The 24,190-nt window shown below is 74.4% G+C and carries 19 protein-coding genes; 12 read left to right on the top strand and 7 right to left on the bottom strand.

The annotated features are described in order from the left end of the window. Positions 1-797, bottom strand: a 797-nt coding sequence (locus tag EPD83_RS15830; protein ID WP_165566836.1) for a GNAT family N-acetyltransferase, incomplete at its 3' end; no start/stop codon positions are given. Between the two features lie 196 nt (positions 798-993). Between EPD83_RS15830 and secA the strand changes: the two genes are divergently transcribed. The 3 genes from secA to EPD83_RS15845 all read left to right on the top strand — a co-directional run bounded on the left by secA (position 994) and on the right by EPD83_RS15845 (position 5,663). Further along, on the top strand, positions 994-3,876 hold the full coding sequence (secA, locus tag EPD83_RS15835) for a preprotein translocase subunit SecA (RefSeq protein WP_128367429.1): 2,883 nt from the start codon (positions 994-996) through the stop codon (positions 3,874-3,876). 118 nt (positions 3,877-3,994) lie between these two features. Next, positions 3,995-4,717 carry a hypothetical protein gene (locus EPD83_RS15840; protein WP_165566837.1) on the top strand — a complete coding sequence of 241 codons (723 nt, stop codon included), beginning with the start codon at positions 3,995-3,997 and terminating at the stop codon, positions 4,715-4,717. A 112-nt stretch (positions 4,718-4,829) separates the two neighbouring features. Continuing rightward, complete coding sequence (locus EPD83_RS15845) at positions 4,830-5,663, top strand: cell wall-binding repeat-containing protein (protein WP_164896683.1); 834 nt, start codon at positions 4,830-4,832, stop codon at positions 5,661-5,663. Positions 5,664-5,700: 37 nt separating this feature from the next. Here the strand turns inward: EPD83_RS15845 and EPD83_RS15850 are convergent, their stop codons facing one another. Both EPD83_RS15850 and EPD83_RS15855 read right to left on the bottom strand, forming a co-directional pair. Then, positions 5,701-6,132, bottom strand: coding sequence for an Rv3235 family protein (locus tag EPD83_RS15850; RefSeq protein WP_205859562.1), 432 nt, complete (start codon positions 6,130-6,132; stop codon positions 5,701-5,703). Positions 6,133-6,233: 101 nt separating this feature from the next. Next, complete coding sequence (locus tag EPD83_RS15855) at positions 6,234-7,013, bottom strand: LysM peptidoglycan-binding domain-containing protein (protein ID WP_164896684.1); 780 nt, start codon at positions 7,011-7,013, stop codon at positions 6,234-6,236. A 59-nt stretch (positions 7,014-7,072) separates the two neighbouring features. Here EPD83_RS15855 and EPD83_RS15860 point away from each other — a divergent pair, with 59 nt between their 5' ends. Further along, complete coding sequence (locus EPD83_RS15860; RefSeq protein ID WP_165566838.1) at positions 7,073-7,615, top strand: hypothetical protein; 543 nt, start codon at positions 7,073-7,075, stop codon at positions 7,613-7,615. 13 nt (positions 7,616-7,628) lie between these two features. Here the strand turns inward: EPD83_RS15860 and EPD83_RS15865 are convergent, their stop codons facing one another. After that, positions 7,629-7,853 carry a helix-turn-helix domain-containing protein gene (locus EPD83_RS15865; protein ID WP_128368080.1) on the bottom strand — a complete coding sequence of 75 codons (225 nt, stop codon included), beginning with the start codon at positions 7,851-7,853 and terminating at the stop codon, positions 7,629-7,631. Between the two features lie 98 nt (positions 7,854-7,951). Between EPD83_RS15865 and EPD83_RS20765 the strand changes: the two genes are divergently transcribed. From EPD83_RS20765 to pruA, 5 genes are all read left to right on the top strand, one after another. Next, positions 7,952-8,626, top strand: a complete 675-nt coding sequence (locus EPD83_RS20765; RefSeq protein ID WP_128368079.1) for a CpaB family protein — start codon at positions 7,952-7,954, stop codon at positions 8,624-8,626. Continuing rightward, positions 8,623-9,897 carry a nucleotide-binding protein gene (locus tag EPD83_RS20770; protein WP_165566839.1) on the top strand — a complete coding sequence of 425 codons (1,275 nt, stop codon included), beginning with the start codon at positions 8,623-8,625 and terminating at the stop codon, positions 9,895-9,897. The genes EPD83_RS20765 and EPD83_RS20770 overlap by 4 nt, the downstream gene beginning before the upstream one ends. Positions 9,898-9,910: 13 nt before the next feature. Then, on the top strand, positions 9,911-11,350 hold the full coding sequence (locus tag EPD83_RS15880) for a WS/DGAT/MGAT family O-acyltransferase (protein ID WP_128367505.1): 1,440 nt from the start codon (positions 9,911-9,913) through the stop codon (positions 11,348-11,350). 58 nt (positions 11,351-11,408) lie between these two features. Further along, positions 11,409-11,834 carry a DUF6912 family protein gene (locus tag EPD83_RS15885; protein ID WP_128367506.1) on the top strand — a complete coding sequence of 142 codons (426 nt, stop codon included), beginning with the start codon at positions 11,409-11,411 and terminating at the stop codon, positions 11,832-11,834. Between the two features lie 104 nt (positions 11,835-11,938). Continuing rightward, entirely contained in the window at positions 11,939-13,567 is a 1,629-nt protein-coding gene (gene pruA, locus EPD83_RS15890; protein ID WP_128367507.1) for an L-glutamate gamma-semialdehyde dehydrogenase, read from the top strand. 63 nt (positions 13,568-13,630) lie between these two features. Here the strand turns inward: pruA and EPD83_RS15895 are convergent, their stop codons facing one another. Then, a complete protein-coding gene (locus EPD83_RS15895) occupies positions 13,631-14,122 on the bottom strand; it encodes a DUF2505 domain-containing protein (protein WP_128367508.1) in 492 nt (163 codons plus the stop codon). Positions 14,123-14,271: 149 nt separating this feature from the next. Here EPD83_RS15895 and EPD83_RS15900 point away from each other — a divergent pair, with 149 nt between their 5' ends. Next, positions 14,272-16,680, top strand: a complete 2,409-nt coding sequence (locus EPD83_RS15900) for an arylsulfatase (RefSeq protein ID WP_235950666.1) — start codon at positions 14,272-14,274, stop codon at positions 16,678-16,680. A gap of 24 nt (positions 16,681-16,704) precedes the next feature. Here EPD83_RS15900 and EPD83_RS15905 read toward each other — a convergent pair whose 3' ends face one another. Both EPD83_RS15905 and EPD83_RS15910 read right to left on the bottom strand, forming a co-directional pair. Continuing rightward, positions 16,705-17,223, bottom strand: coding sequence for a hypothetical protein (locus tag EPD83_RS15905; RefSeq protein WP_128367598.1), 519 nt, complete (start codon positions 17,221-17,223; stop codon positions 16,705-16,707). Further along, positions 17,220-17,528: a hypothetical protein gene (locus EPD83_RS15910; RefSeq protein WP_128367599.1), complete on the bottom strand. Its 309-nt coding sequence runs from the start codon at positions 17,526-17,528 to the stop codon at positions 17,220-17,222. The genes EPD83_RS15905 and EPD83_RS15910 overlap by 4 nt, the downstream gene beginning before the upstream one ends. A 216-nt stretch (positions 17,529-17,744) precedes the next feature. Here EPD83_RS15910 and EPD83_RS15915 point away from each other — a divergent pair, with 216 nt between their 5' ends. Both EPD83_RS15915 and EPD83_RS15920 read left to right on the top strand, forming a co-directional pair. Continuing rightward, the gene (locus EPD83_RS15915; protein ID WP_165566842.1) at positions 17,745-22,652 is read left to right on the top strand and encodes an NAD-glutamate dehydrogenase; all 4,908 of its coding nucleotides are present in this window, start codon (positions 17,745-17,747) and stop codon (positions 22,650-22,652) included. Between the two features lie 44 nt (positions 22,653-22,696). After that, positions 22,697-24,184, top strand: a complete 1,488-nt coding sequence (locus EPD83_RS15920; protein WP_128367940.1) for a sensor histidine kinase — start codon at positions 22,697-22,699, stop codon at positions 24,182-24,184. Positions 24,185-24,190: the final 6 nt, after the last annotated feature.

Raw genomic sequence — 24,190 nt, forward strand, 5'->3', positions numbered from 1 at the left:
GCCTCGGCGACGCACCAGCTGAGCGTCGTGCCCTGCGCCATCTTCTCGCGGCGGGTCATGAGCCACTCGGGGAAGGTGTCGGCGTCCAGCACCCCGCGGGCCGGCATGTGGTGGGCCGGCTGGTCCCGCGGCTCGAGCCACTCGACGTCGGAGTCCCGCCACGGCCGCAGCCGCAGGCCGCCGGCGGCGTCGGTCGTGAGGACCGGCGGCTCCGGCCAGGGCGTGCGCGGCTCCATGACGTCGTGCTCGGCCAGGCTCGCCATCCACCCGTCCTGCGCGGGCCCGTCGTCCGGGGCCTCGAGGGAGCCCGGCAGCGTCCCGTGGTGGGTGAAGCCGCAGGCCCAGGCCACCCGCCAGGAGGCGAAGTTGCCGCGCGCGGCGTACCAGTGCACCCGCGACCCGCCCTCGTCGAACCACCAGTGGCAGGCCAGGCGCAGCGCGCTCGCCATGTACCCCTCGCCGCGGGCGTCGGGGTGCAGCCCGAAGCCGACGATCGCGCTCCCGCGGGCCGCCCGCGGGCGCAGGTCGACGGTGCCGAGGAAGCGGTCCTCGTCCTCCGCGGGGCACACCGCCCAGTAGCGGGCGCCGCCCGGGGCGTTCCACTCGGCCTCGACGAGGGCGAGGAACTCGCGGGCCTCCCGCTCGCCGTACGGCCGCGGCACCGTCGTCCAGGTCAGGGTCTCGGGGTCGCGGCACTGCTCGACGACACGGGCGAGGTCGGCCGGGCGGTGCGCGCGCAGCCGGACGTGGCCGTCGGTGAGCTCGGGCACGCACCCGGGGAACGGCGTCTCGCTCATGGCGTCAGGAAACCACCGCGACACCCCTGCGGGGAACTCGCCGCCCCGCACCGGCCGTTCCCTGCGTGGCCCCCGGGAACCGCCGGGACGGCCTCGTCGGCCGCCCGGGGGTGGCCCGCACGCGGCTCGACTATCGTGGGCGGGTCCGGCGGCCCCAGGCCCGCCCGCGTCCGTCTGCCTCAAGGGAGTCCCACTCGTGAAGATCGTCGAGAAGCTGCTGCGTGCCGGAGAGGGGCGCATCCTCAAGAAGCTCGACAACCTCGCGGCGCAGGTCAACGCCATCGAGGAGGACTTCGAGAAGCTCAGCGACGCCGAGCTGCGCGCCGAGACCGACTCGTTCAAGAAGCGGCTAGCCGACGGCGAGACCCTCGACGACATCCTCCCGGAGGCCTTCGCCGCCGTCCGCGAGGCGAGCAAGCGGACCATCGGCAAGCGCCACTTCGACGTGCAGATCATGGGTGGGGCGGCCCTGCACCTCGGGAACGTCGCCGAGATGAAGACCGGTGAGGGCAAGACCCTCGTCGCGACCCTGCCGAGCTACCTCAACGCGCTGTCCGGCAAGGGCGTCCACGTCATCACCGTCAACGACTACCTCGCCGAGTACCAGTCCGAGCTCATGGGCCGCGTCCACCGCTTCCTCGGTCTCGAGACCGGCGTCATCCTCGCGACGATGACGCCCGAGCAGCGCCGGGTCGAGTACGCCAAGGACATCACCTACGGCACGAACAACGAGTTCGGCTTCGACTACCTCCGCGACAACATGGCGTGGTCCACCGACGAGCTCGTCCAGCGCGGCCACAACTTCTGCATCGTCGACGAGGTCGACTCCATCCTCATCGACGAGGCCCGCACGCCGCTCATCATCAGCGGCCCCGCCGACGCGCCGACGAAGTGGTACCAGGAGTTCGCCAGCATCGCCACGCGCATGGAGCGCGGCGAGCTGGAGTCGGGTCGCGGCGACTACGAGGTCGACGAGAAGAAGAAGACCGTCGGCGTCCTCGAGCGCGGCATCGACAAGGTCGAGGACCACCTCGGCATCGACAACCTCTACGAGTCGGCGAACACCCCGCTCATCGGCTACCTCAACAACGCCATCAAGGCCAAGGAGCTCTTCACCCGCGACAAGGACTACGTCGTGATGAACGGCGAGGTCCTCATCGTCGACGAGCACACCGGCCGCATGCTCGCCGGCCGCCGCTACAACGAGGGCATGCACCAGGCCATCGAGGCCAAGGAGGGGGTGGAGATCAAGAACGAGAACCAGACCCTCGCGACGATCACCCTCCAGAACTACTTCCGCATGTACGACAAGCTCTCCGGCATGACCGGCACGGCCATGACCGAGGCCGCCGAGCTCAACTCCATCTACGGTCTCGGCGTCGTCCCCATCCCGACCAACCGCCCGATGGTGCGCGCCGACGAGGCCGACCTCGTCTACCGGACCGAGGAGGCGAAGTACAAGGCGGTCGTCGACGACATCGCCGAGCGGCACGAGAAGGGCCAGCCGGTGCTCGTCGGCACGGTCTCGGTCGAGAAGTCGGAGTACCTGTCCGAGCAGCTGCGCCGCCGTGGGGTGCGCCACGAGGTGCTCAACGCCAAGCACCACGAGCGGGAGGCGTCGATCGTCGCCGAGGCGGGCCGCAGGGGCGCCGTCACCGTCGCGACCAACATGGCCGGCCGCGGCACCGACATCATGCTCGGCGGCAACCCCGAGTTCCGGGCCGTCGCCGCCCTCAAGGACCGCGGCCTGGACCCGCACGAGACGCCCGAGGAGTACGAGGCCGCCTGGGACGAGGCGCTGGCCAAGGCCGAGGTGGAGGTCGAGGCCGAGCACGAGGCCGTCACCGAGCTGGGGGGCCTCTACGTCCTCGGCACCGAGCGGCACGAGTCCCGGCGCATCGACAACCAGCTGCGCGGCCGCTCCGGCCGTCAGGGCGACCCCGGCGAGTCGCGCTTCTACCTCTCGCTGCAGGACCACCTCATGCGGCTGTTCAACGCCGGGCTCGTCGACCGGGTCATGACGACGGCCAAGCTCGAGGACGACCAGCCCATCGAGTCCAAGATGGTCACCCGCTCGATCCAGTCCGCCCAGGCGCAGGTCGAGGCCCAGAACTACGAGATCCGCAAGAACGTCCTCAAGTACGACGACGTCCTCAACCGCCAGCGCACCGTCATCTACGACGAGCGCCGCCGGGTGCTCGAGGGCGAGGACCTGCACGAGCAGCTGCGCTTCTTCGTCAACGACGTCGTCGAGGGCTACGTCGACTCCGAGACCGCCGAGGGCTTCCCCGAGGACTGGAACCTCGAGCGGCTGTGGGGGGCGCTGCGGGCGCTGTACCCGATCTCCATCACCCCCGAGCAGCTGGAGGAGGCCGCGGGCGGGCGCTCGGGGCTGACCGCCGAGCTGCTCAAGGAGGAGCTGCTCTCCGACGCGCACTCGTCGTACGACCAGCGCGAGGAGGCCCTGGGCTCGGAGGTCATGCGCGAGGTCGAGCGCCGCGTCATGCTCTCGGTCCTGGACCGCAAGTGGCGTGAGCACCTCTACGAGATGGACTACCTCCAGGAGGGCATCGGCCTGCGGGCGATGGCCCAGCGCGACCCGCTCGTGGAGTACCAGCGCGAGGGCTTCCTGCTGTGGCAGGCGATGAACGAGTCGGTCAAGGAGGAGTCGGTCGGGCTGCTCTTCCACGTCGACGTCAAGGTCGACGAGCCCGAGACCGCGCCCACCGTCGAGCCGGTGCACGTCTCGCAGATGCTCGGGGCCATGGCCGGCGGCGGGCAGGCGCTCGCCGAGGGTGCCTCGGACGACACCGGGCACGTCGGGTCCGAGCCGGAGCCCGAGGTCGCCGCCACCGAGGACGCCCCGCACGTCGAGGTGTCCGGCGTCGGGGTCGGCCGTCCGCGACGCGGTGCGCTGCACTACTCGGCGCCGACCGAGACCGGTGAGGTGGAGGTCCGCGACGACAAGGCCCCCGCCGGGAGCTCGATCACGGCCGAGCAGATGGCGTCGACGCCGAAGAACGCCGCCTGCCCGTGCGGGTCGGGCAAGAAGTTCAAGATGTGCCACGGTCGTCGCTGACCGTCCGCTGAGAGTCCCCTGAGGGGAGGCGCCGCCCGCGGGCCTTCTCGCCGGTCGTCCGCGTGCACTAGCGTCCGCTCACCGCGGCACGGCGCCGCGCGCGAGGCGGGGTGGGCAGATGGCCGGAACGGCGTGTCGGGCGGCGGTCGGGGCGGTCGCGGTGGCGCTCGCGCTCGCCGGGTGCGGGGGCGGTTCCGAGCCGGGCGGCCCGTCGTCCTCGGGAGCGTCCGCGTCGTCGTCGGACAGCCCGTCGGGCTCGGCGTCGCCGTCCTCCTCGGCGTCGGCGAACCCGGAGGTCGGCAAGGCCGAGGCGAGGCGGCGGGCGACGTCCGCGACGCGCAAGGCGCTGCTGCCGACCGGCGCGTTCGAGAAGATCGGCCTGTCCGTCAAGGACAAGCCCAAGACGACCCGGTGGGACTGGTTCGACACCTGCCGGGGCTCGCTGCCCTCGGAGATCCGGCAGGTGCTCGGCACGAGCGGCACGTGGTCGGGACGGGGCGCCCTCGTCGGGCAGACGGTCACCGCCTACCCCGAGGGCATCGCCCGCGACATCGTCGGCGAGGTCCAGGACACCCTCGACTGCCGGACCTTCGCCGCCAACAACCGCGAGTTCACCCAGGTGAAGACCGTCAAGGTCCCGGTGCCGGACGGCGCCGACGACGTCGTGGGCTGGTGCATGGCCGACGCCGAGAACGGGACGCACATCTGCCACTCGGCCTTCGCCGCGCAGGACCTCGTGAGCTTCCTCTACGTCGTCGAGGGCGACCGCGAGAACGCGCTCGACGGGATGCGGACGCTGACCAGGATCGCCGCCGCGCGGATCGCGACCCAGGTCGACTGAACCCGGCGGGACGACCGGCCCACCGGACGCCATGACCCGGTCGGGTCATGGCGTGGCACCCGGCGCGAGGCCAGGATGTCGGCGTCCGGCCGACGTCCAGGAGGTCCCCAGCATGTTCGCTCGCCACCGTGGTCCCCGCCTCCCCGCCGGCATCGCTCGGCACGTCGCCGCCGCGTCCCCGGCCGGGGCGCTCTCGGCGCGCTCCCGCCTGCTCGCGGCGGTGGTGGCCCTCGCCACCACCGCCTTCGTCGCGCTCGTCGTCGGCGCCGCCCCGACCGCACAGGCCCGCACGGGCCCCGTCGACGTCGTCTACGTCGCGAGCGGCCGGGTGTTCCCCGACGCCCTCGCGGGCGGCGTGCTCGCGGCGAACCGGAACGCGCCCGTCCTCCTCGTGGAGCCCACGTCGATCCCCACGGTGACGAAGTCCGCCCTCATCTCCCTGCAGCCCGGACGCATCGTGGTGCTGGGCGGGCCGGGCTCGGTCTCCGACGAGGTCGTGGGCGCGCTGGCGACCTTCACGACCTCGGGGTCCGCGACCCGCATCGCCGGGGGCAACCGCTTCGACACCGCCGCCCGCGTGGCCGAGGCACTTCCGGACACGGTGCCGGGCCGGGTGTACTGGCTGCACGTGAGCGGCTCGGGCACGGTGCGGACGAGCCTCAGCTCGCCCGAGCTCGCCGGGACGACGGTCACCAGGGCCCCGGGCCAGGCCGCCGGTGGGTACTGCGTCGACGTCCCGGACGGGAAGTTCGCCGTCGAGGGGACCATGGCCACGCTCCAGAGCTCGTACGGGTCGGGGATTTCCGGCCCGGACAGCATCCGGGTGGTCACGACGTTCAACCACATCTGCGTCATCAACGGCCTGGGGGAGATCGAGGTCCGGCTGTCCAGCGACGCCGGGACCCTGGAGGACGGCTACTTCGGGCTGCTGGTCCCCGGGAAATGACCGCCGCGCCGCCCACCCGACCTCGCCGCCCGGGCGGTCAGCCGACCTGGAGGGCGCTGACCCGCCACTTGCCGTCCTGGCCCACGAGCCGCAGCGCCACCGCGCGCACCCGCGGCCCGTGCTGGAGGACGACGGCGGCCTCGGCGACGCCGTCGGCCGGCTCGCAGACCCGGACCCGCCGAACGACCACCGGGTGGCGGGTGCGGGAGGCGCGACCGGACGCGGCGCGCCGCGCGACGAGCGCCCCGCGCCGGGCGACGACGGCGTAGACCTCGGGCGTGGTCCAGCGGACGACCTGCGGGGCCGGTCGCAGCCCGGTCATCACCTCGACGACGGCGTGGGCCATGCGGGCCGCCCACTCCGTGGGGTCCGGCAGGTCGGCGCGGGCCGTGCGCTGCGGGCCGAAGACCTGTTCGTCGGAGGCGCACGCGAAGTCGACGGCGAGGGCGTCCTGGACGTAGCCGGGCACGCGGGGCCCGGAGGTCCGTTCCCGAACCTGTCGCACGGCCTCGTGGAGCGACACGGCGGGCGGCAGGCCGGGTGGGTCGGCGACCCGGCGGGCGTGGGCGCTCACGACGCCGCCCCGGCCGCGGGTGCCCGCAGCACCTGGCCGGGCCGGACGACGTCGGGGTCGGGACCGACGACGTCGCGGTTGGCGGCGTACCAGCGCGGCCACTCCTCGGCGATCTCGGCGTCGCTCGCGCCCTCGCCGAGGTGGCGGGCGGCGATGACCCACAGCGAGTCGCCCCGGCGCACGACGACCTCGTGGGCCTCGTCCGCCGCGGCGTCGGCGCGCGAGGCCGCCCGGCCGCCCAGCACCGACAGGTCCGGCTGGGGCCGCACGACCGGCGGCTCCGGCGTCCACCCGGTGTCCGGGGCGGCGGCCCACGACGGGTCGGGCAGGGTGTCGGCGCCCGAGGGGCCGAGCGCGAGGCGCCCGCTCCCGACGTCGGTGACGGTGGCGACGACTCCGGCTTGAGCGGCGTGCGCCGCCGCGCCGGTGACCCCCGAGCCGACGCCGAGCACGAGGGCCGCGACGTGCCGCACGACGCGCGGGCTCAGGGCGGCCGACGCCGACGCCGCGGCGTGCCCGAGCGCGCCGGGGACCCGCGCCAGGGCCTCCAGGACGACGCCGAGCACGAGCCAGGAGAGACCGAGCAGACCGACGGCGGCCAGCAGGCCGAGCAGCGCCGCGTCCGCGGTGAGCGGCGCGCCCGCCCGGACCGCGGCCGCGAGGTCGGTGAGGACGCGCCAGAGCCCGAAGCCCGCGGCGACCGCGACGACGGACGGCAGCACCACGGCCGTCCCCACCCGTACCGTCCGTTTGACCGCGTTTGGTGTCGTTTGCATGCGTTCGACCCTAATCCTGCGCGAGAAGCAGCCGCAACCGGTGGGCCTAGCCTGTGGACATGCGGTGGGAGGGGATGTTCGCGGACCTCGAGGGGCAGTTGGCGGCCGAGGAGCGTCGTGAGCTGGACAGCGAGGTGGCCGAGCGCACCCGCCGCGAGCGCGCGCTCGTCGACCTCACCGCGCGGCTCGGTGCGGCGGTGGGGCGTCCGGTCGAGGTGCTGCTGGCCGGGGGTGGGGCGCTGGCGGGCGAGCTGCGCGACCTCGGCGACGGTTGGCTCCTGCTCGCCCCGGCCGGACGCGAGGTGCTCGTGCCCCGGCACGCCGTCGTCGCGGTGGACGGCCTGCCGGCGCGGGCCGAGGAGCCCCGGTCGGCGCGCCGCTTCGGGCTGGGCTACGCGCTGCGGGCGCTCGCCCGGGACCGGGCCACCGTGGCCCTCGACGTCGGCACCGGGACGCCGCTGGTCGGCACCATCGACGTCGTCGGCGCCGACCACGTCCTGCTGGCCGAGCACCCGGCGGGCGAGCCGCGCCGCCGCGGGAACGTCCGGCGCACGCTGGCCGTCCCCTTCGCCGCGCTGCGCACCGTCGCGTCCCGCCGCTGAGGCGGCGACCGCGTCAGGTCGCCTCGGGCTCCTCGCCCCGGGTGGAGACGAACTCGCGGGTCTGGGCGTACATGCGCTCGATGTAGTCCTCGAGCTCGCTGGTCTCGACCCGCCACTGCCCGCGCCCGCCGACCTTGATGGCCGGCAGGTCCCCGCTGCGGACCAGCGCGTACGCCTGGGCCGCCGAGATGTCGAGGATCTCGGACACCTCGGTGAGCGGGATGAAGCGGCGCGGCACGCCGCCAGTGTGCCACCACCGGCACCACCCGGAACCGTCGTCCACAGGGGCCCCGTCTCGGCGCGCGACCGCCCGCGGCGTCGGGCAGGATCGCCGCCATGACCGATCTGCCGACCCCCGCGGCCACCCGGCTCCGGGCGCCGTCGTGGCGGGACTCGCGGCTGCTCGTCGGGGTCCTCCTCGTCCTCGTCTCGACCGTCCTCGGCGCCCTCGTCGTCGCCCGGGCCGACCACCGGGTCCCCGTCTACGCCGCGCGCGGAGCGGTGGGCCCGGGGGAGCGCCTCACCGCCGAGGAGCTCCAGGTGGTCCGGGTCCAGCTGGGCGACGGCGCCGCCGGCTACCTCCCCGCGGACCGGGCCCTGCCCGAGGACGCCTTCGCCCTGCGCGACCTGATGCCCGGCGAGCTCGTCCCCGCCCGCGGCGTCGGCACGGCCGACGACGTCGAGGTCCAGCAGCTCGCCCTGCTCGTCGACGCGACCTCGGCCTCGGCGCTCTCCCGCGGCTCGCTCGTCGATGTCTACGTCAACCGGCCGGAGGCGGGCGACGGCGTCGGCCGGGCGCGCTACGAGGGCCCGGAGCGGGTGCTGGAGCGCGCGTTCGTCGTGTCGCTGGCGGGCGAGGACGACGTCCTCGGCGGCGTCGACCAGACCCGCGCGGTGCGGGTCATGGTGCCGCGGGACTCGGTGCGCGACCTCGTCGCCGACGTGGACCTCGGCGCGCGGATCACCCTCGTCCCGGTGCCGGGGGCCGTCGTGGGCGGCGACGCCTCGTGACCGCGGCGCCGACCAGCGTCGTCACCGCCGTCACCCACCGCGACGAGACCGCGCTCGTCGCCGTCCTGGGCGACGCCCCGGGACTGGTCCTCGTGCGCCGGTGCGCCGACCTCGCCGAGCTGCTCTCCGCCGGGGCCGCGGGGGTGGCCAGGGTCGCGGTCGTCTCGCCCGACCTGCGCGGCCTCGACCGCGACGCGCTGCGCCACCTCGCGGGGCACGGGGTGCGGGTGGCCGGGCTCGTCCCCGGCGACGACGAGGCGGGGGAGCGCCGGCTGCGCCAGCTCGGGGTCGCGACACTGCTCCGCCCGGACGACGACGCCGCCACCGTCGGCACCGCGCTGCGCGCCCTCGGCGACGCGAGCACCTCCCGCCCGCTGCCGCAGGAGGAGCCGCCCCCGGCGGACGAGCCCCCGGACGCACCCGAGGTCCCCACCCCCGTCACCGTCGTCTGGGGTCCCACCGGGGCGCCGGGGCGCAGCACCGTCGCCGTCACTCTCGCCGCCCGGCTGGCTGCCGCGGGCGTGCGGACCCTGCTCGTCGACCTCGACACCTGGGGCGCCTCCGTGGCCCAGCTGCTCGGTGTCGTCGACGAGGCCCCGGGGGTCGCCGCGGCCGCCCGTGCCTCGGAGCAGGGCGCGCTCGACGTGCCGGCCCTAGCCCGCCTGGCGCCCGAGGTGCTGCCCGGCCTGCGCGTGCTCACCGGCCTGCCGCGGGCCGACCGCTGGCCCGAGCTGCGGACCGCGGCCGTCGAGGACGTCCTGCGCCTGGCCCGCGCGGTGGCCGACCACGTCGTCGTCGACGCCGGGTTCGCCATCGAGGACGACGAGGAGCTCAGCTACGACACCGCCGCGCCGCGCCGCAACGCCGCCACCCTCGCCGCGCTCGACACCGCCGACCACCTCGTCGTCGTCGGCGCCGCCGACCCGGTGTCGCTGCAGCGGCTCGTCCGCGCCGTCCAGGACGTCGCCGTGGTGCCGTCGCCGCCGCCCACGGTCGTCGTCAACAAGGTGCGCGCCGGCGTCGCGGGGTCACGGCCCGAGCGCGCCATCCGCGAGGTCCTCGGCCGGTTCGCGGGCCTGGAGGACGTGCGCTTCCTGCCCTGGGTCCCCGACGACTGCGACGCCGCGGTGCTCGCCGGACGGGGCCTGCCCGAGGTCGTGCCGCGCTCGCCGCTCGTCGCCGCGGTGGCTGCGCTCGCCGCCGACCTCGACGCCCGCGCCGCGCCGCCCGCCACCGCCCGTCACGGCCGCCGCCGCCGGGTCGCCGTCTGACACCATGGCCCTCGTGGCAGACCGGCTGAGCGCGCTCGACACCTCGTTCCTGTACCTGGAGGACGCGGCGACGCCGATGCACGTCGGCTCGGTGCTCGTCTTCGACGTCCCCAAGGGCGGCTTCGACTACGAGACCCTCGTCGACCTCATCAGCGAGCGGATCGCCTACGTCCCCCGGTACCGGCAGCGGATCAAGACCGTCCCCGGCGGCCTGGCCAACCCGGTGTGGGTCGACGACACCGCGTTCGACCTCAGCTACCACGTGCGGCGCAGCGCGCTGCCGCGGCCCGGCTCCGACGAGCAGCTCGAGGAGCTCGTCGCGCGCATCCTGCCCCGGCCGCTGGACCGCTCGCGGCCGCTCTGGGAGGTCTACCTCGTCGAGGGCCTCGCCGACGACCGCTTCGCGATCATCACCAAGAGCCACCACAGCCTCGTCGACGGCGTCCACGGCGTCGACATCGGCAACGTCCTCGTCGACGGCAACCCCTCCGGCGCCGACGGCGTCCTCGCCACGTGGCGCCCGCGCCCGGAGCCGACGTCCGCCGAGCTCCTCGTCGGTGCGCTCGTCGACGCCGTCCGCACCCCGAGCCACCTCGTCGACTCCGTCCGCGGCGGCATCGAGGACGTCTCGCGCACCGCGCTCAAGGTGGCCTCCGTCGCCGGGGACGTCGCCACGACGCTGGCCCGCGTCTCCACCCGCCCGGCCCCGACCTCGCCGCTCAACGCCTCGGTCGGGCGGGCCCGGCGGTACGTCATGGTCGGCACCGACCTCGACGACTACCGCGCCGTCCGCTCCCGGCTCGGCCGCGGCTCGTTCGCCGAGGAGGTGACGATCAACGACGTCGTCCTCGCCACCGTCGCCGGGGCCTTCCGCTCCTGGCTGCTCACCCGCGGCGAGCCGGTCTACCCCGGCACGACGGTCCGTGCGCTCGTCCCGGTGTCGGTGCGCGCCGCCGACGTCGGCGACGAGTCCCCGCCCGGCTCCGAGATCATCGCCTGCTTCGTCGACCTGCCGGTCGGCGAGCCGAAGCCCTCGATCCGGCTGCACCAGATCGCGTTCTCGATGCGCCAGCAGACCGAGAACGGCGGCCGCCGCGCGGTGTCGGCCGAGGCGCTCACCGGCGTCGGCGGCTTCGCCCCGCCGACGATGCACGCCCTCGGCGCCCGGCTCGGCGGCATGGTCTCGCGGCGGATGCACAACGTCGTCATCACCAACGTCCCCGGCCCGCAGACGCCGCGCTACGCCGACGGCGCGCAGCTCGTCGCCACCTACCCGGTGACCCCGCTCGGGGCCGGGCAGGCGCTGTCCATCGGGCTCACCTCCTACGACGGCGGCGTCTACTACGGCCTGTACGCCGACCGCGACGCCATGCCCGACGCCGACGTCCTCGGCCGCGGGCTCGTCGAGGCCCTACAGGAGCTGCTCGACGCGCCCCAGGCCCGCGGCCGCTGACCGGCGCGACCCCACACCCCGTCCCACCCCGACCCGCCGACCCACGAGGAGAGCCCCGATGCCGCTCACCCGCGTCTACCTGCCGGTCACGGCCGCCGACCTCGACGCGCTCGCGGAGGGCGGCGCCCTCGGCCCGGCGCCGGTCGCCGCGCACGGCGTGACGCCCGCGCTCGGCCGCCCCGGCCTCACCACCGACGCCGAGGAGCTCGAGCACCTCGCCTGGGTGGCGGCCACCGAGGAGGCCGAGGCGCTGCGGGAGGGCGACGAGCGGCGCGTCGTCGCATCCGCCGACGTCGACTCCGGGGACGTCACGGTCCCCGCCGACGGCGACGTGCCCTCCCGCGTCGAGGTGCAGGGGAGCGTGCCCACAGCCCGGGTCGTCTCCTTCCACGTCGACGAGTCCCGCGGGGACACCGGCACCGCGGACCTGCTCTGGTACGACGTCACCGAGCTCGCGGCCGTCCTCGCGCTGCTCGCCGAGTAGCCGCCCCGGCCGGGGCGGCGCGGGGGCGAGTTGCGTCGCCGGATCGGCGCGGGGAAGAGTGGGGGCATCCCGAAGCCGTGACCCGAGCGAGGTGCCCCACCCCCATGGACGCTGTGACGCACGTCCCCGCCCCGACCAACGAGCCCGTCCTCGACTACGCCCCCGGCAGCCCCGAGCGCGGCTCGCTCGAGGTCGCCCTGGCGACGCTGACCGCCACCGAGCACGAGCTGCCGCACACCATCGGCGGCCGGCGCGTCATGGGCGGCGGCACGAGGTTCGAGGTCCGCCAGCCGCACAACCGTCACCACGTCCTCGGCGTCTCCAAGGGCGCGACGAAGGCCGACGCCACCGCCGCCGTCGACGCCGCCCGCGCCGCCGCCCCGGGCTGGCGCGACCTGTCCTTCGACGACCGCGCCGGCATCATCCTCAAGGCCGCCGAGCTGCTGTCCGGTCCGTGGCGCTCGCGGCTCAACGCCGCGACGATGCTCGGCCAGTCCAAGACCGTCTACCAGGCCGAGATCGACGCCGTCGCCGAGCTCGTCGACTTCTGGCGCTTCAACGTCCACTTCGCCCGCCAGGTCATCGAGGAGCAGCCGCCCGCGAACAGCAAGGGCCTGTGGAACCGCAGCGACCACCGCTCGCTCGAGGGGTTCGTCTACGCCGTCACCCCGTTCAACTTCACCGCCATCGCCGGCAACCTCCCGACCGCCCCGGCGCTCATGGGCAACACCGTCGTGTGGAAGCCGTCGCCGACCCAGCAGCTCGCGGCGCAGCTGACGATGGAGCTGCTCGAGGAGGCCGGGATGCCGCCCGGCGTCGTCAACCTCGTCACCGGCGACGGCGTCGCGGTCTCGGACGTCGTCCTGGCCCACCCCGACTTCGCCGGCCTGCACTTCACCGGCTCGACGCCGACCTTCCAGCACCTGTGGCGGACCATCGGCGAGAACCTCTCGGGCTACCGCCACTACCCGCGGATCGTCGGCGAGACCGGCGGCAAGGACTTCATCCTCGCCCACCCCAGCGCCGACCCCGACGTCCTGCGCACCGCGATGGTCCGCGGGGCGTTCGAGTACCAGGGCCAGAAGTGCTCCGCGGCCTCGCGGGCGTACGTGCCGCGCTCGCTGTGGGCGACGATCGAGGCCGACCTCGTCGCCGTCACCGACGGCCTCACCCAGGGCGACGTCACCGACCTGCGCAACTTCATGGGCGCCGTCATCGACGAGCGCGCCTTCGCCAAGCACAAGGCCGCCATCGACCGGGCGCACGCGACGAGCGGCCTCGAGGTCGTCGCCGGCGGCACCTACGACGACTCCGAGGGCTGGTTCGTCCGGCCGACGGTCGTCACGGCCGAGGACCCGACCGACGAGATGTTCACGACCGAGTACTTCGGGCCGATCCTCACCGTCCACGTCTTCCCGGACGGGCAGTACGACCGGGTCCTCGACCAGATGGAGTCGGTGGCGCCCTACGCCCTCACCGGCGCGATCATCGCCCAGGACCGGACGGCCATCGCCGACGCGACGCACCGGCTGCGGTTCGCCGCCGGCAACTTCTACGTCAACGACAAGCCGACCGGCGCGGTCGTCGGCCAGCAGCCCTTCGGTGGCGGCCGGGCCTCGGGGACCAACGACAAGGCCGGCTCGGCGGCGAACCTCATGCGGTGGACCTCGACCCGGTCCATCAAGGAGAACTTCACCCCGCCGACCGACCACCGCTACCCGCACATGGGCTGACCGGCGAGGCCGGCCCGTCGCGCCGCCCGGTGCCCCACGCGGGGTGCCGGGCGGCGCCGCGTGTCAGCCCAGGCGGTCGCGGAGCATCGCGACCTCGGTGTCGACCGCGGCGTAGATGGGACCGGAGGCGGACTGCTCGATCTTGCCGCCGATGAAGGGGATGTTGGCCTTGAGCTCGGCGTCGAGGACCTCGAGCGACCCGGTGCCGTCGGCCTCGACGCGCAGGGTGCCGCGCAGCACGAGCGGGGCCCCCTTGACGTGGAGGTCGACCGCGGCCTCGCGGGAGCCGTCCGGTCCGGGCGCGCCCCAGTCGTAGCTCTCGACGACGACGAGGGTGTCGCCGACGAACGAGCGGGCGGCGTCCGGCAGCCCGCTCGAGGACATCTGCCGCGAGGTCTGCACGCGGTGCCCGACGCCGGTGGGCGTGACGCTGACGTCGTAGGTACCGCCCTCGGAGGTGCGGGCGCACTTCTCGCGCTGGAAGTCCTCGTCGGTGAGCAGTGCGTACACCGCGTCCGGGGAGGCGTCGAGCCGCTCGCGTCTGGTGAGTCGCACTCCGGGGTCCCTTCGTCGGTGGGTGGCCTCCCGATCCTAGGGCGCGCCGGCGGCCGGGCGCCGTCGGCGGCCGATGCCTCTGCGCCACACCGAGGGTCGGCGGTGGACGGTGTTGGACGGCGTGGTCCCGCGGGGTGCACCATCCGGGAGTGACATCCGCCCCCACCGGTGCCCCCGACCCCGGGCACCCCTCGGCGCAGGCCGCCTCCCCGCTGCTCGACCCGACGACGACGAGCGCCGCCCCACCCGCCGAGCCCGACCGCCGGCACCTGCCGCTCGACGTCGCGGGCCTGCCGGTCGTGCCGGTCCGCGCACCGGAGGGCGCCCCCAACGTCCTCGTCGTCGTCGTCGACGACATGGGCTTCGGCGCCTCCTCCCCGTACGGCGGACCGGTGCACATGCCGACCGCCGAGCGCCTGGCCGGTGGCGGCCTGCGCTACAGCCGCTTCCACGTCACCTCGCTGTGCTCACCGACCCGCCAGGCCCTGCTCACCGGCCGCAACCACCACTCGGTCGGCATGGGCGTCACCTCGGAGATGGCGACGAGCGAGCCCGGCTACCACGGCTTCCGGCCGGCCAGCGCGGGGACGATGGCGCAGATCCTCGGCGGCAACGGCTACTCGACGGCCGCCTTCGGCAAGTGGCACCAGACCCCACCGGTCGAGGTGACCCCGTCCGGGCCGTTCACCCGCTGGCCGACGGGGGAGGGCTTCGGCACCTTCTACGGCTTCATGGGCGCCGAGATGAACCACTGGTACCCGCAGCTGTACGCGGGGACCTCGCCGTACGAGCCGGAGCGCACGCCGGAGGAGGGCTACCACCTCACCGAGGACCTCGTCGACCAGGCCGTGACGTGGATCCGCACCCAGAAGACCCTCACGCCGGACCGGCCCTTCTTCTGCTACCTCGCGCTCGGCGCGACGCACGCCCCCTTCCACGTCGCGCCCGAGTGGATCGAGCGCTACCGCGGCCGCTTCGACGCCGGGTGGGACGCGATGCGCGAGGAGATCCTGGCCCGGCAGATCGAGCTGGGCGTCGTTCCGCCGGACACCGAGCTCGCCCCGTGGGCCGACGGCGTCCCGCACTGGGACGAGCTGGACGACGCCGGCCGGCGCGTGGCCGCCCGGCTCATGGAGGCCTACGCCGGCTTCGCCGAGCACGCCGACCACCACGTCGGCCGGATGGTCGACGCCCTCGACGCCGTCGGCGCGCTGGACGACACGATCGTCGTCTACCTCCTCGGCGACAACGGCGCCTCCGGCGAGGGCGGGCTCGAGGGGACGGCCCGCGAGCACCTCGTCGGGCACGGCTTCGCCGACGACGTCGCCGACATGGACGCCCGGCTCGACGAGATCGGCTCGCCGTCGACGTACGGCATGTACCCGGTCGGGTGGGCGCTGGCGATGAACACGCCCTACCAGTGGACCAAGCAGGTCGCCTCGCACTTCGGCGGCACCCGGGACGGGCTCATCGTCCACTGGCCGGAGGGCTTCGCGGCGCGCGGCGAGGTCCGCGACCAGTTCCACCACGTCATCGACATCCTGCCGACGATCTGCGAGGCCGCGGGCGTCCCGCTGCCGCAGACGGTCGACGGGGTCCTCCAGCAGCCGGTCGAGGGGGTGTCGATGCGCTACAGCTTCGACGACCCCGGCGCCGCCGAACGCCGGCGGACGCAGTACTTCGAGATGGTCGGCAACCGCGGGATCTACCACGAGGGCTGGACCGCGGTGACCCGCCACGGCCTGCCGTGGAAGATGACCGAGGAGCCGCGGCCGTTCGACGACGACGTCTGGGAGCTCTACGACCTCACCCGCGACTGGTCCCAGGCCCGCGACCTCGCGCAGGAGGACCCCGAGCGGCTCGCGGCGTTGCGCGAGGTGTTCGTCGCCGAGGCCTCCGCGCACCAGGTCTTCCCCCTCGACGACCGGGTCACCGAGCGCGAGAACCCCGAGCTCGCCGGCCGCTTCGACCTCCACCACGGCCGGCGGCGGATGGTCTTCGGCCCGACGACGCGCCGGCTGTCCGAGGAGGCGGCGCCGAACGTCAAGAACCGCTCGCACCGGGTGAGCGTCGAGCTCGACCTGCCGCACGCGCACCTGCCGCCGCAGGCGTCCAACGGCGTCCTCGTCGCGCAGGGCGGGCGGTTCGGCGGCTGGTCGCTGTACCTGCTGGACGGGCGGCCCTGCTACGCCTACAACCTCCACGGCCGCGACCTCACCGTCGTGCGGGCCCGCACCCTGCTCGCCCCGGGGCGCCACGAGGTGACGATGGACTTCGTCTACGACGGCGGCCCGGTGGGCAGCGGCGGCACCGTGTGCCTGCTCGTCGACGGCGCCGTGGTGGGCGAGGGGCGGGTCGAGGCGACGACGGCGTACTACTTCACCTTCGACGAGACCTTCAACGTCGGCGTCGACCGCGGCAGCCCCGTCGTCGACGACTACCCGCCGCTGCGCAACGCCTTCACCGGGACGATCGAGCGGGTCGTCGTCGACCTCGAGCCGGGCACGCCCCTGGACCCCGAGGACGCGGCGATGCTGCGGGTGCGCCTCAGCGACTGACGCCCGACGGCTCCCGGGCCGCGGTCAGCGGCGCAGGTCGGTCGACACCCCGGCCAGCCGGGTGGTCGACCCGCGCAGGACCTCGAGGGCGAAGTCGCGCTGCCGCCGGGCCCGGGCCAGGACGCCGTCGAGGTCGGACTGGAGCCGGGCAGCGGCCTCGTCACGCTCCCGGGTGGCCGACGCGTCGGCCTCGGCCAGCACCCCGAGGGCCGGTCGGACGCGGCCGTCACGGACCTCGAGCCCCGCCCGCTCGGCGCGCTCCTGCACGGCGCGGGCCTGGGCGAGCAGGTCGGCCAGCGCCGTCGCGTGGTCCTGGAGAACGGTGGACACCCGCGCCAGCTCGGCCGCGGTGGTCGCCGTCGCGTCCGCCACCCCGTCCGCCCGTCGCCGGGTCTCGACCGACCGCCGGCCGGGCCAGCCGTCGCCGAGCCCGGCCAGCGACTCCGTGAGCGCCTGGCCGCGCGCGGCCAGGGTCGCGCCGACGGACGCCGCGGTCGCGGCGCACGCGGACAGCGAGCCGGGGTCGCCGGGGACGAGGCTCACCGCTCGGCCCCGGGCCAGGACCCGCGACCGGACACGGGCGCGGAGGGGGCAGCCGCGCCGTCCGCCGTGGAACCAGGCGCGCCGGCCGGGAGCGCGGCCGTCACCTTGTCGGCGGCCTCGCCGACCGCCCGCAGGGTGTCGACGGCCTGGTCCAGCCAGTCGTCGAGGACGCGCTGGGCCCCGGGCTCCCCGGTGACGACGAGGCACGCGAGGAGGTCGTCCTCGGCGGCGGCGACGACGTCGCGCAGGGCGTCCAGCCGGGCACGCGCCGCGGCGGCACGCTGCGGATCCGGTCCCAGGGGCACCCCGCCACGGTAGCCGCGTCCGGCCGGCCGGCCGCGGACTTGCCCACAGGGCAACCCGCCGGGCGTCGCGGGTTCCGCCGGTTCTCGTCGGCGAGACACCCGGGGCCCGGGGCCTGCCGGGCGGGTCTTGCCGAGGTCGATAGTCTCGGGAGAGGACACGAGGACGTGGCCGCCGTCGCCGCGCGGCGCCACCGGACGAAAGAGGGCGACCACCGGATGACGACCGTCTCGGCCAGCAGTCGCGAGGACGTCCTCGCGCCGATCGCGAGCACCTTCGAGGAGCTCTCGCCGGACGGCTGGGGCCGCGACTTCGTCCAGCGGTACTTCCGGCACATCCCGCTCGACGAGCTCACCTCGCGCACCCCGGACACCTTCGCCGGCGCCGCGCACAGCCACCTGCGCCTGGCCGAGGAGCGCCCCGAGGGGACGGCCAACGTGCGGGTCTACAACCCGAGCACCGAGGCCGACGGCTGGTCCAACCCCCGCACGATCATCCAGGTCGTCACCGACGACATGCCCTTCCTCGTCGACTCCGTCACCGGCGCCCTCGTGCAGGACGGCGTCGACATCCACCTCATCATCCACCCGCAGCTCGTCGTCACCCGCGACGCGCAGGGCCGGCTGCAGAAGGTGGAGAACCGGGACATCACCAAGGACTTCCGCCCCGGCGCCGAGGGTGAGCTCGCGGAGTCGTGGATGCTCCTGTCCATCGACCGCGAGGGCGACGAGCAGCGCCGCGCGGAGATCGAGCAGACGGTGCGCGGGGTCCTCACCGACGTCCGGCAGAGCGTCGAGGACTGGCCGAAGATGCGCAGCCGCTGCCTCGTCCTCGCCGCCGAGCTCGAGGGCGCGCCGCCGGCCGGCGTGGACCGCGAGGAGGTCGCCCTCGCCACCCGGTTCCTGCGCTGGATGGCCGACAACCACTTCACCTTCCTCGGCTACCGCGACTACGTCCTCGAGCGCCGCGACGACGGCGAGGTCATCGCCCCGGTCGCCGGCTCCGGGCTCGGGCTGCTGCGCACCGACCCGCCGCAGGACAAGACCGCCGACGTCCTCTCGCCGCAGGCCGCGCAGGTGGCGCACGGGCCCGGCATCCTCGTGCTCACCAAGGCCAACTCCAAGTCCTCGGTGCACCGGGTCGCCCACCTCGACTACGTCGGCCTGAAGACCTACGACGAGCAGGGCCGGGTCACCGGCGAGCACCGGTTCCTCGGGCTGTACGCCTCGACCGCCTACACCGAGTCGGTGCTGCGGGTGCCGCTCGTCGCCGAGAAGGTCCGGGCCGTCCTCGACCGGTCCGGACTGGCGCCGGACAGCCACACGGGCAAGGACCTGCTCGAGGTGCTGGAGTCCTACCCGCGCGACGAGCTGTTCCAGGCCGGCGTCGACCAGCTGTACGAGACCGCCCTGGCCGTCACCCAGCTCCAGGAGCGCCGCCGCACCAAGCTCTTCATCCGCGAGGACGACTTCGGCCGGTACGTCTCCTGCCTCGTCTTCATCCCGCGCGACCGCTACAACACCGCGGTCCGCACCCGGATGTCGGAGATCCTCAAGGACACCTTCGGCGGGGTCGACGTCGAGTTCGCCGCCCGGGTCAGCGAGTCCGCCCTGGCCCGGCTCCAGTTCGTCGTCCGGGTGCCCCGCGGCAAGCGGGTCCGCACCCTGGACCGCGCCGACCGCGAGGCCCTCGAGCAGCGGCTCGTCGAGACCAGCCGGACCTGGAGCGACCGGCTCGGGGACGCCCTCGACGAGCGGCACGGCGAGGAGGCCGGGGACCGCCTCATGGACCGGTTCGGCCGTGCCTTCCCGACGGCCTACGAGGAGTCCTTCACCGTCAGCCAGGGCCTGGCCGACGTCGCCCACCTGGACCGGCTCGGCCCCGACCAGGGCACGAGCGTCGCGCTCTACCGGCCGCAGGACGCCCCGGACGACGTCCGGCGGTTCAAGCTGTTCCGGGTCGACCCGCTCTCGCTCACCGACATCCTGCCGATCTTCACCCACATGGGCGTCGAGGTCGTCGACGAGCAGCCCTTCGAGGTCGCCCGGGCCGACGGCACCGTCCTCCACGTCTACGACTTCGGCCTGCGGGTGCCCGACGTCGACGTCTGGGAGGCGTGCCCGCACGAGCGCCTGCGCGAGCTGTTCGAGGGCGCCGTCGCCGCCGTCTGGGACGGGCGGGCCGAGTCCGACGGCTTCAACAAGCTCGTCCTCGGCGCGCAGCTGACCTGGCGGCAGGTCGTCGTCCTGCGGACGGTCGCGAAGTACCTGCGCCAGACCCGGGCGACCTACAGCCAGGACTACCTCGAGGACGCGCTCGTCGCCCACCCCGAGATCGCGCGCACCCTCGTCGAGGTGTGGGAGTCCCGATTCGACCCCGACCGGTTCGGGCCGGAGCAGGAGGAGAAGCGGGAGGCGGCCGAGGAGGCCGCCGCGGCGCGGGTCCTGGAGGCGCTGGACGAGGTCTCGAGCCTCGACCACGACCGGATCATCCGGGCCTTCCTCGGGGTCGTGCGGGCCGGGCTGCGGACGAACTTCTACCAGGCCGGCCGCGACGGCGCCGACCACCACCCGTACGTCTCGCTCAAGCTCGACCCGCGCGCCGTGCCGGACCTGCCGGCGCCGCGCCCGCGCTTCGAGATCTTCGTCTACAGCCCGCGGGTCGAGGGCGTGCACCTGCGCTTCGGCCCGGTGGCCCGCGGCGGGCTGCGCTGGAGCGACCGCCGCGAGGACTTCCGCACCGAGGTGCTCGGCCTGGTCAAGGCGCAGATGGTGAAGAACGCCGTCATCGTCCCCACCGGCTCCAAGGGCGGCTTCTACGCCAAGCAGCTGCCGGACCCCGCCGCCGACCGCGAGGCCTGGCTCGAGGAGGGCAAGGCCGCCTACCGGCTGTTCATCTCCGGCCTGCTCGACGTCACCGACAACCGCGACGGCACCGCCATCGTCCCGCCGGAGCGGGTCGTGCGGCACGACGGCGACGACAGCTACCTCGTCGTCGCGGCCGACAAGGGCACCGCGACCTTCTCCGACATCGCCAACGGCGTTGCCCAGTCCTACGGGTTCTGGCTCGACGACGCCTTCGCCTCCGGCGGGTCGGCCGGCTACGACCACAAGGCGATGGGCATCACCGCCCGCGGCGCGTGGGAGTCGGTGAAGCGGCACTTCCGCGAGATGGGCCTGGACACCCAGAGCGAGGAGTTCACCGTCGTCGGCGTCGGCGACATGAGCGGCGACGTCTTCGGCAACGGGATGCTCCTGTCCGAGCACATCCGGCTCGTCGCGGCCTTCGACCACCGGCACGTGTTCGTCGACCCGACCCCGGACGCGGCGGCCTCGTACGCCGAGCGGCGGCGGCTGTTCGACCTGCCCCGCTCGTCGTGGGACGACTACGACCGCTCCCTCGTCAGCGAGGGCGGCGGGGTGTTCGCCCGGAGCCTGAAGTCCGTCGAGGTCACCCCGCAGATGCGCGAGGCCCTCGGCATCGCCGACGGCGTGGGCGCGATGACGCCCGCCGAGCTCATCCACGCCATCCTCCTCGCGCCGGTCGACCTGCTGTGGAACGGCGGCATCGGCACCTACGTCAAGGCCTCCACCGAGGACGCCGACGACATCGGCGACCGCGCCAACGACGCCATCCGGGTCGACGGCGAGCAGCTGCGGGTCAAGGTCGTGGGGGAGGGCGGCAACCTCGGCCTGTCCCAGCTGGGCCGGATCGAGGCCGCGTTCCACGGCGTGCGGGTCAACACCGACGCCATCGACAACTCCGCCGGCGTCGACACCTCCGACCACGAGGTGAACATCAAGATCCTCCTCGGGCAGGTGGTCCGCGAGGGCGGCCTCACCATCGAGGAGCGCAACGAGCTGCTCGCCTCGATGACCGACGACGTCGCCGAGCACGTGCTGCGGGACAACTACGAGCAGAACGTCCTCCTCGGCAACGCTCGCGCCCAGGAGCACGTCATGGTCACCGTCCACGAGCGGTTCATGCACTGGCTGGAGCAGCGCGGCGAGCTCGACCGTGCCCTGGAGTTCCTGCCCAGCGACGCCGCGCTGGAGAAGCGCCGGCACGAGGGCCTCGGTCTGAAGAGCCCGGAGTTCTCGGTGCTCGTCGCCTACGCCAAGCTCGTGCTCAAGCACGACATCCTGGCCAGCGACATCCCCGACGACCCGTACTTCGAGGACACCCTGGCCGGGTACTTCCCGGCGCCGATCCGCGAGCGGTACGCCGGCGCGCTGGCGGCGCACCCGCTGCGCCGCGAGATCATCACGAACTCGATCGTCAACTCCATGGTCAACCGCGGCGGCATCACCTTCGCCTACCGCGCCCAGGAGGAGGCCGGCGCCTCGCCCGAGCAGGTGACCCGGGCCTTCGTCGTCGCCCGCGAGGTGTTCGGGCTGGCCGACTACGTCCGCCAGGTCGAGCAGCTGGACAACACCGTCCCCACCTCGGCGCAGACCGCGCTGTATCTGGAGTTTCGCCGGCTGCTCGACCGCTCGGTGCGCTGGTTCCTCGGCTCGCGGCCGGCCGTGCTCGACATCGGCGCCGAGGTCGACCGGTTCGCGGGCGTCGTGCGCGACATCGCCCCCGTCATCGAGGAGCTGCTGCGCGGCGACGAGGAGAAGCGGATGGAGCGCCGCGCCGGCGAGCTCGAGGCGGCCGGCGTGCCCGCCGCGCTCGCGACGTGGGCGGCGTCGCTGCTCGACCAGTACTCGCTGCTCGACATCGCCGACATCGCCACCGACACCGGCCGCGCCCCGAAGGACGTCGCGCCGCTGTACTACCTGGCCTCCGAGCGCTTCGGCATCGACGCCCTCCTCGACAAGGTGAGCCGGCTGCCGCGCGAGGACCCGTGGGACGCCCTGGCCCGCGGCGCCCTGCGCGACGACCTGTACGCCGTGCTGGAGTCGCTGACCCGGGCGGTCATCGAGACCGCGGGCGCGGCCGGCGTCGCCGAGGACGACACCGTCGCGCAGTACGAGGCATGGGCCGACGCCAACGAGGACGCCATCCGCCGGGCCCGCTCCTCGCTGGCCGGCATCAAGCGGCTGGAGAGCCCGAACATCGCCGCGCTGTCTGTGGCGCTGCGGACGCTGCGCTCGGTCGTGCGGGTGGGCGCCTCGGGCTGACCGCCGTCCGGGCGGCCCGCGGGCGGCAACTAGGCTGACCGACCGTGAGCACGCTCGCCGGGATGCTGCAGCAGACCACCGACCTCCGCCCGGAGGAGTCGGAGTGGCTGCACCTGCTCGTCGGGGACTGGCAGCTCGTGGCCGACCTGTCCTTCGCCGACCTCGTCCTGTGGGTCCGCGGCGGGCTGGACGGCTGGCGCGCCGTCGCGCACGTCCGGCCGAACACCGGGCCGATGGTCTTCTACGACGACATCGTCGGCCGGTCCTCCACCCGCTCCCGGGCGGCCATGCTCGACCGCGCCACCCGCGACCGCCGCCTCGTCGCGTCGCCGGAGCCCGCCGTCCGCGAGGACATGTCGATCCGCGAGGACGCCGTCCCCGTCGTCAAGGTCGACCGGGTGGTCGCCGTCCTCACCCGGCACACCAACCTCACCGGCGGGCGCACCCCGAGCCGGCTCGAGCTGACCTACCGCGACCTCGCCGACAGCATCCTGCGGATGGTCGCGACCGGGGAGTTTCCCTCGCCGTCCTCGCCCACCGGGCTGCGGCGCGGCGCCCCGCGGGTCGGCGACGGCGTCATCCACCTCGACCCCGACGGCGTCGTCCTCTACGCGAGCCCCAACGCGGTGTCGGCGATCCACCGGATGGGCCACGTCGGCGACGTCATCGGCGAGACGCTGGCCAAGATCGTCACCGACCTGCTCTCCGACGGTGACCGGCGGATCGACGAGTCGCTGGCCGTCGTCGTCATGGGCCGGGCGTCCTGGCGCACCGAGGTCGAGACCGCGAGCGCGACGGTGACGATGCGGGCCATCCCGCTCACCGCGCTCGGGGTGCGCAAGGGCGCGATGATCGTCTGCCGCGACGTGTCCGAGCTGCGGCGCCGCGAGCAGGAGCTGCTCACCAAGGACGCGACGATCCGCGAGATCCACCACCGGGTGAAGAACAACCTGCAGACCGTGGCGGCGCTGCTGCGGCTCCAGGCCCGGCGGGTACCGGAGGAGAACGCCCGCGCGGCGCTCGACGAGGCGGTGCGCCGGGTGGCGACCATCGCGCTGGTCCACGAGACGCTCTCGGCCGGGTTCGACGAGACGGTGAACTTCGACGAGATCGCGCTGCGCGGGCTGCGGGCCACCGTCGAGGTGGCGCGACGCGAGCACCAGGTCGACTCCCGGTTCGTCGGGTCGTTCGGCCGGGTGCGGGCCGAGGACGCCACGGCGCTGGCCATGGTCATCTCCGAGCTCGTGCAGAACGCCGTCGAGCACGGCCTCGCCGACCGGGACGGGTCGGTGGTCGTCGAGGCCGAGCGGCGCGAGGGCCCCGAGGGGACGGGCGACGAACTGACGGTCACGGTCACCGACGACGGCTCGGGGCTGCCGGCCGGGTTCCGCCCGGTGCTCGCCGGGCTGGGGACGCGGATCGTCACCTCGTTCGTGCAGGACTTGCGGGGGCGCATCCGGTGGGAGAACGCCCAGCCGTCGGGCACGAAGGTCGTGTTCGTCGCGCGGCTGCGGCCGATGGGGCAGCGCTGAACGCGA

Origin of the sequence: Phycicoccus flavus, from assembly GCF_004025965.2 — a bacterium.
GTDB classification, from domain to species: Bacteria; Actinomycetota; Actinomycetes; order Actinomycetales; family Dermatophilaceae; genus Phycicoccus; species Phycicoccus flavus.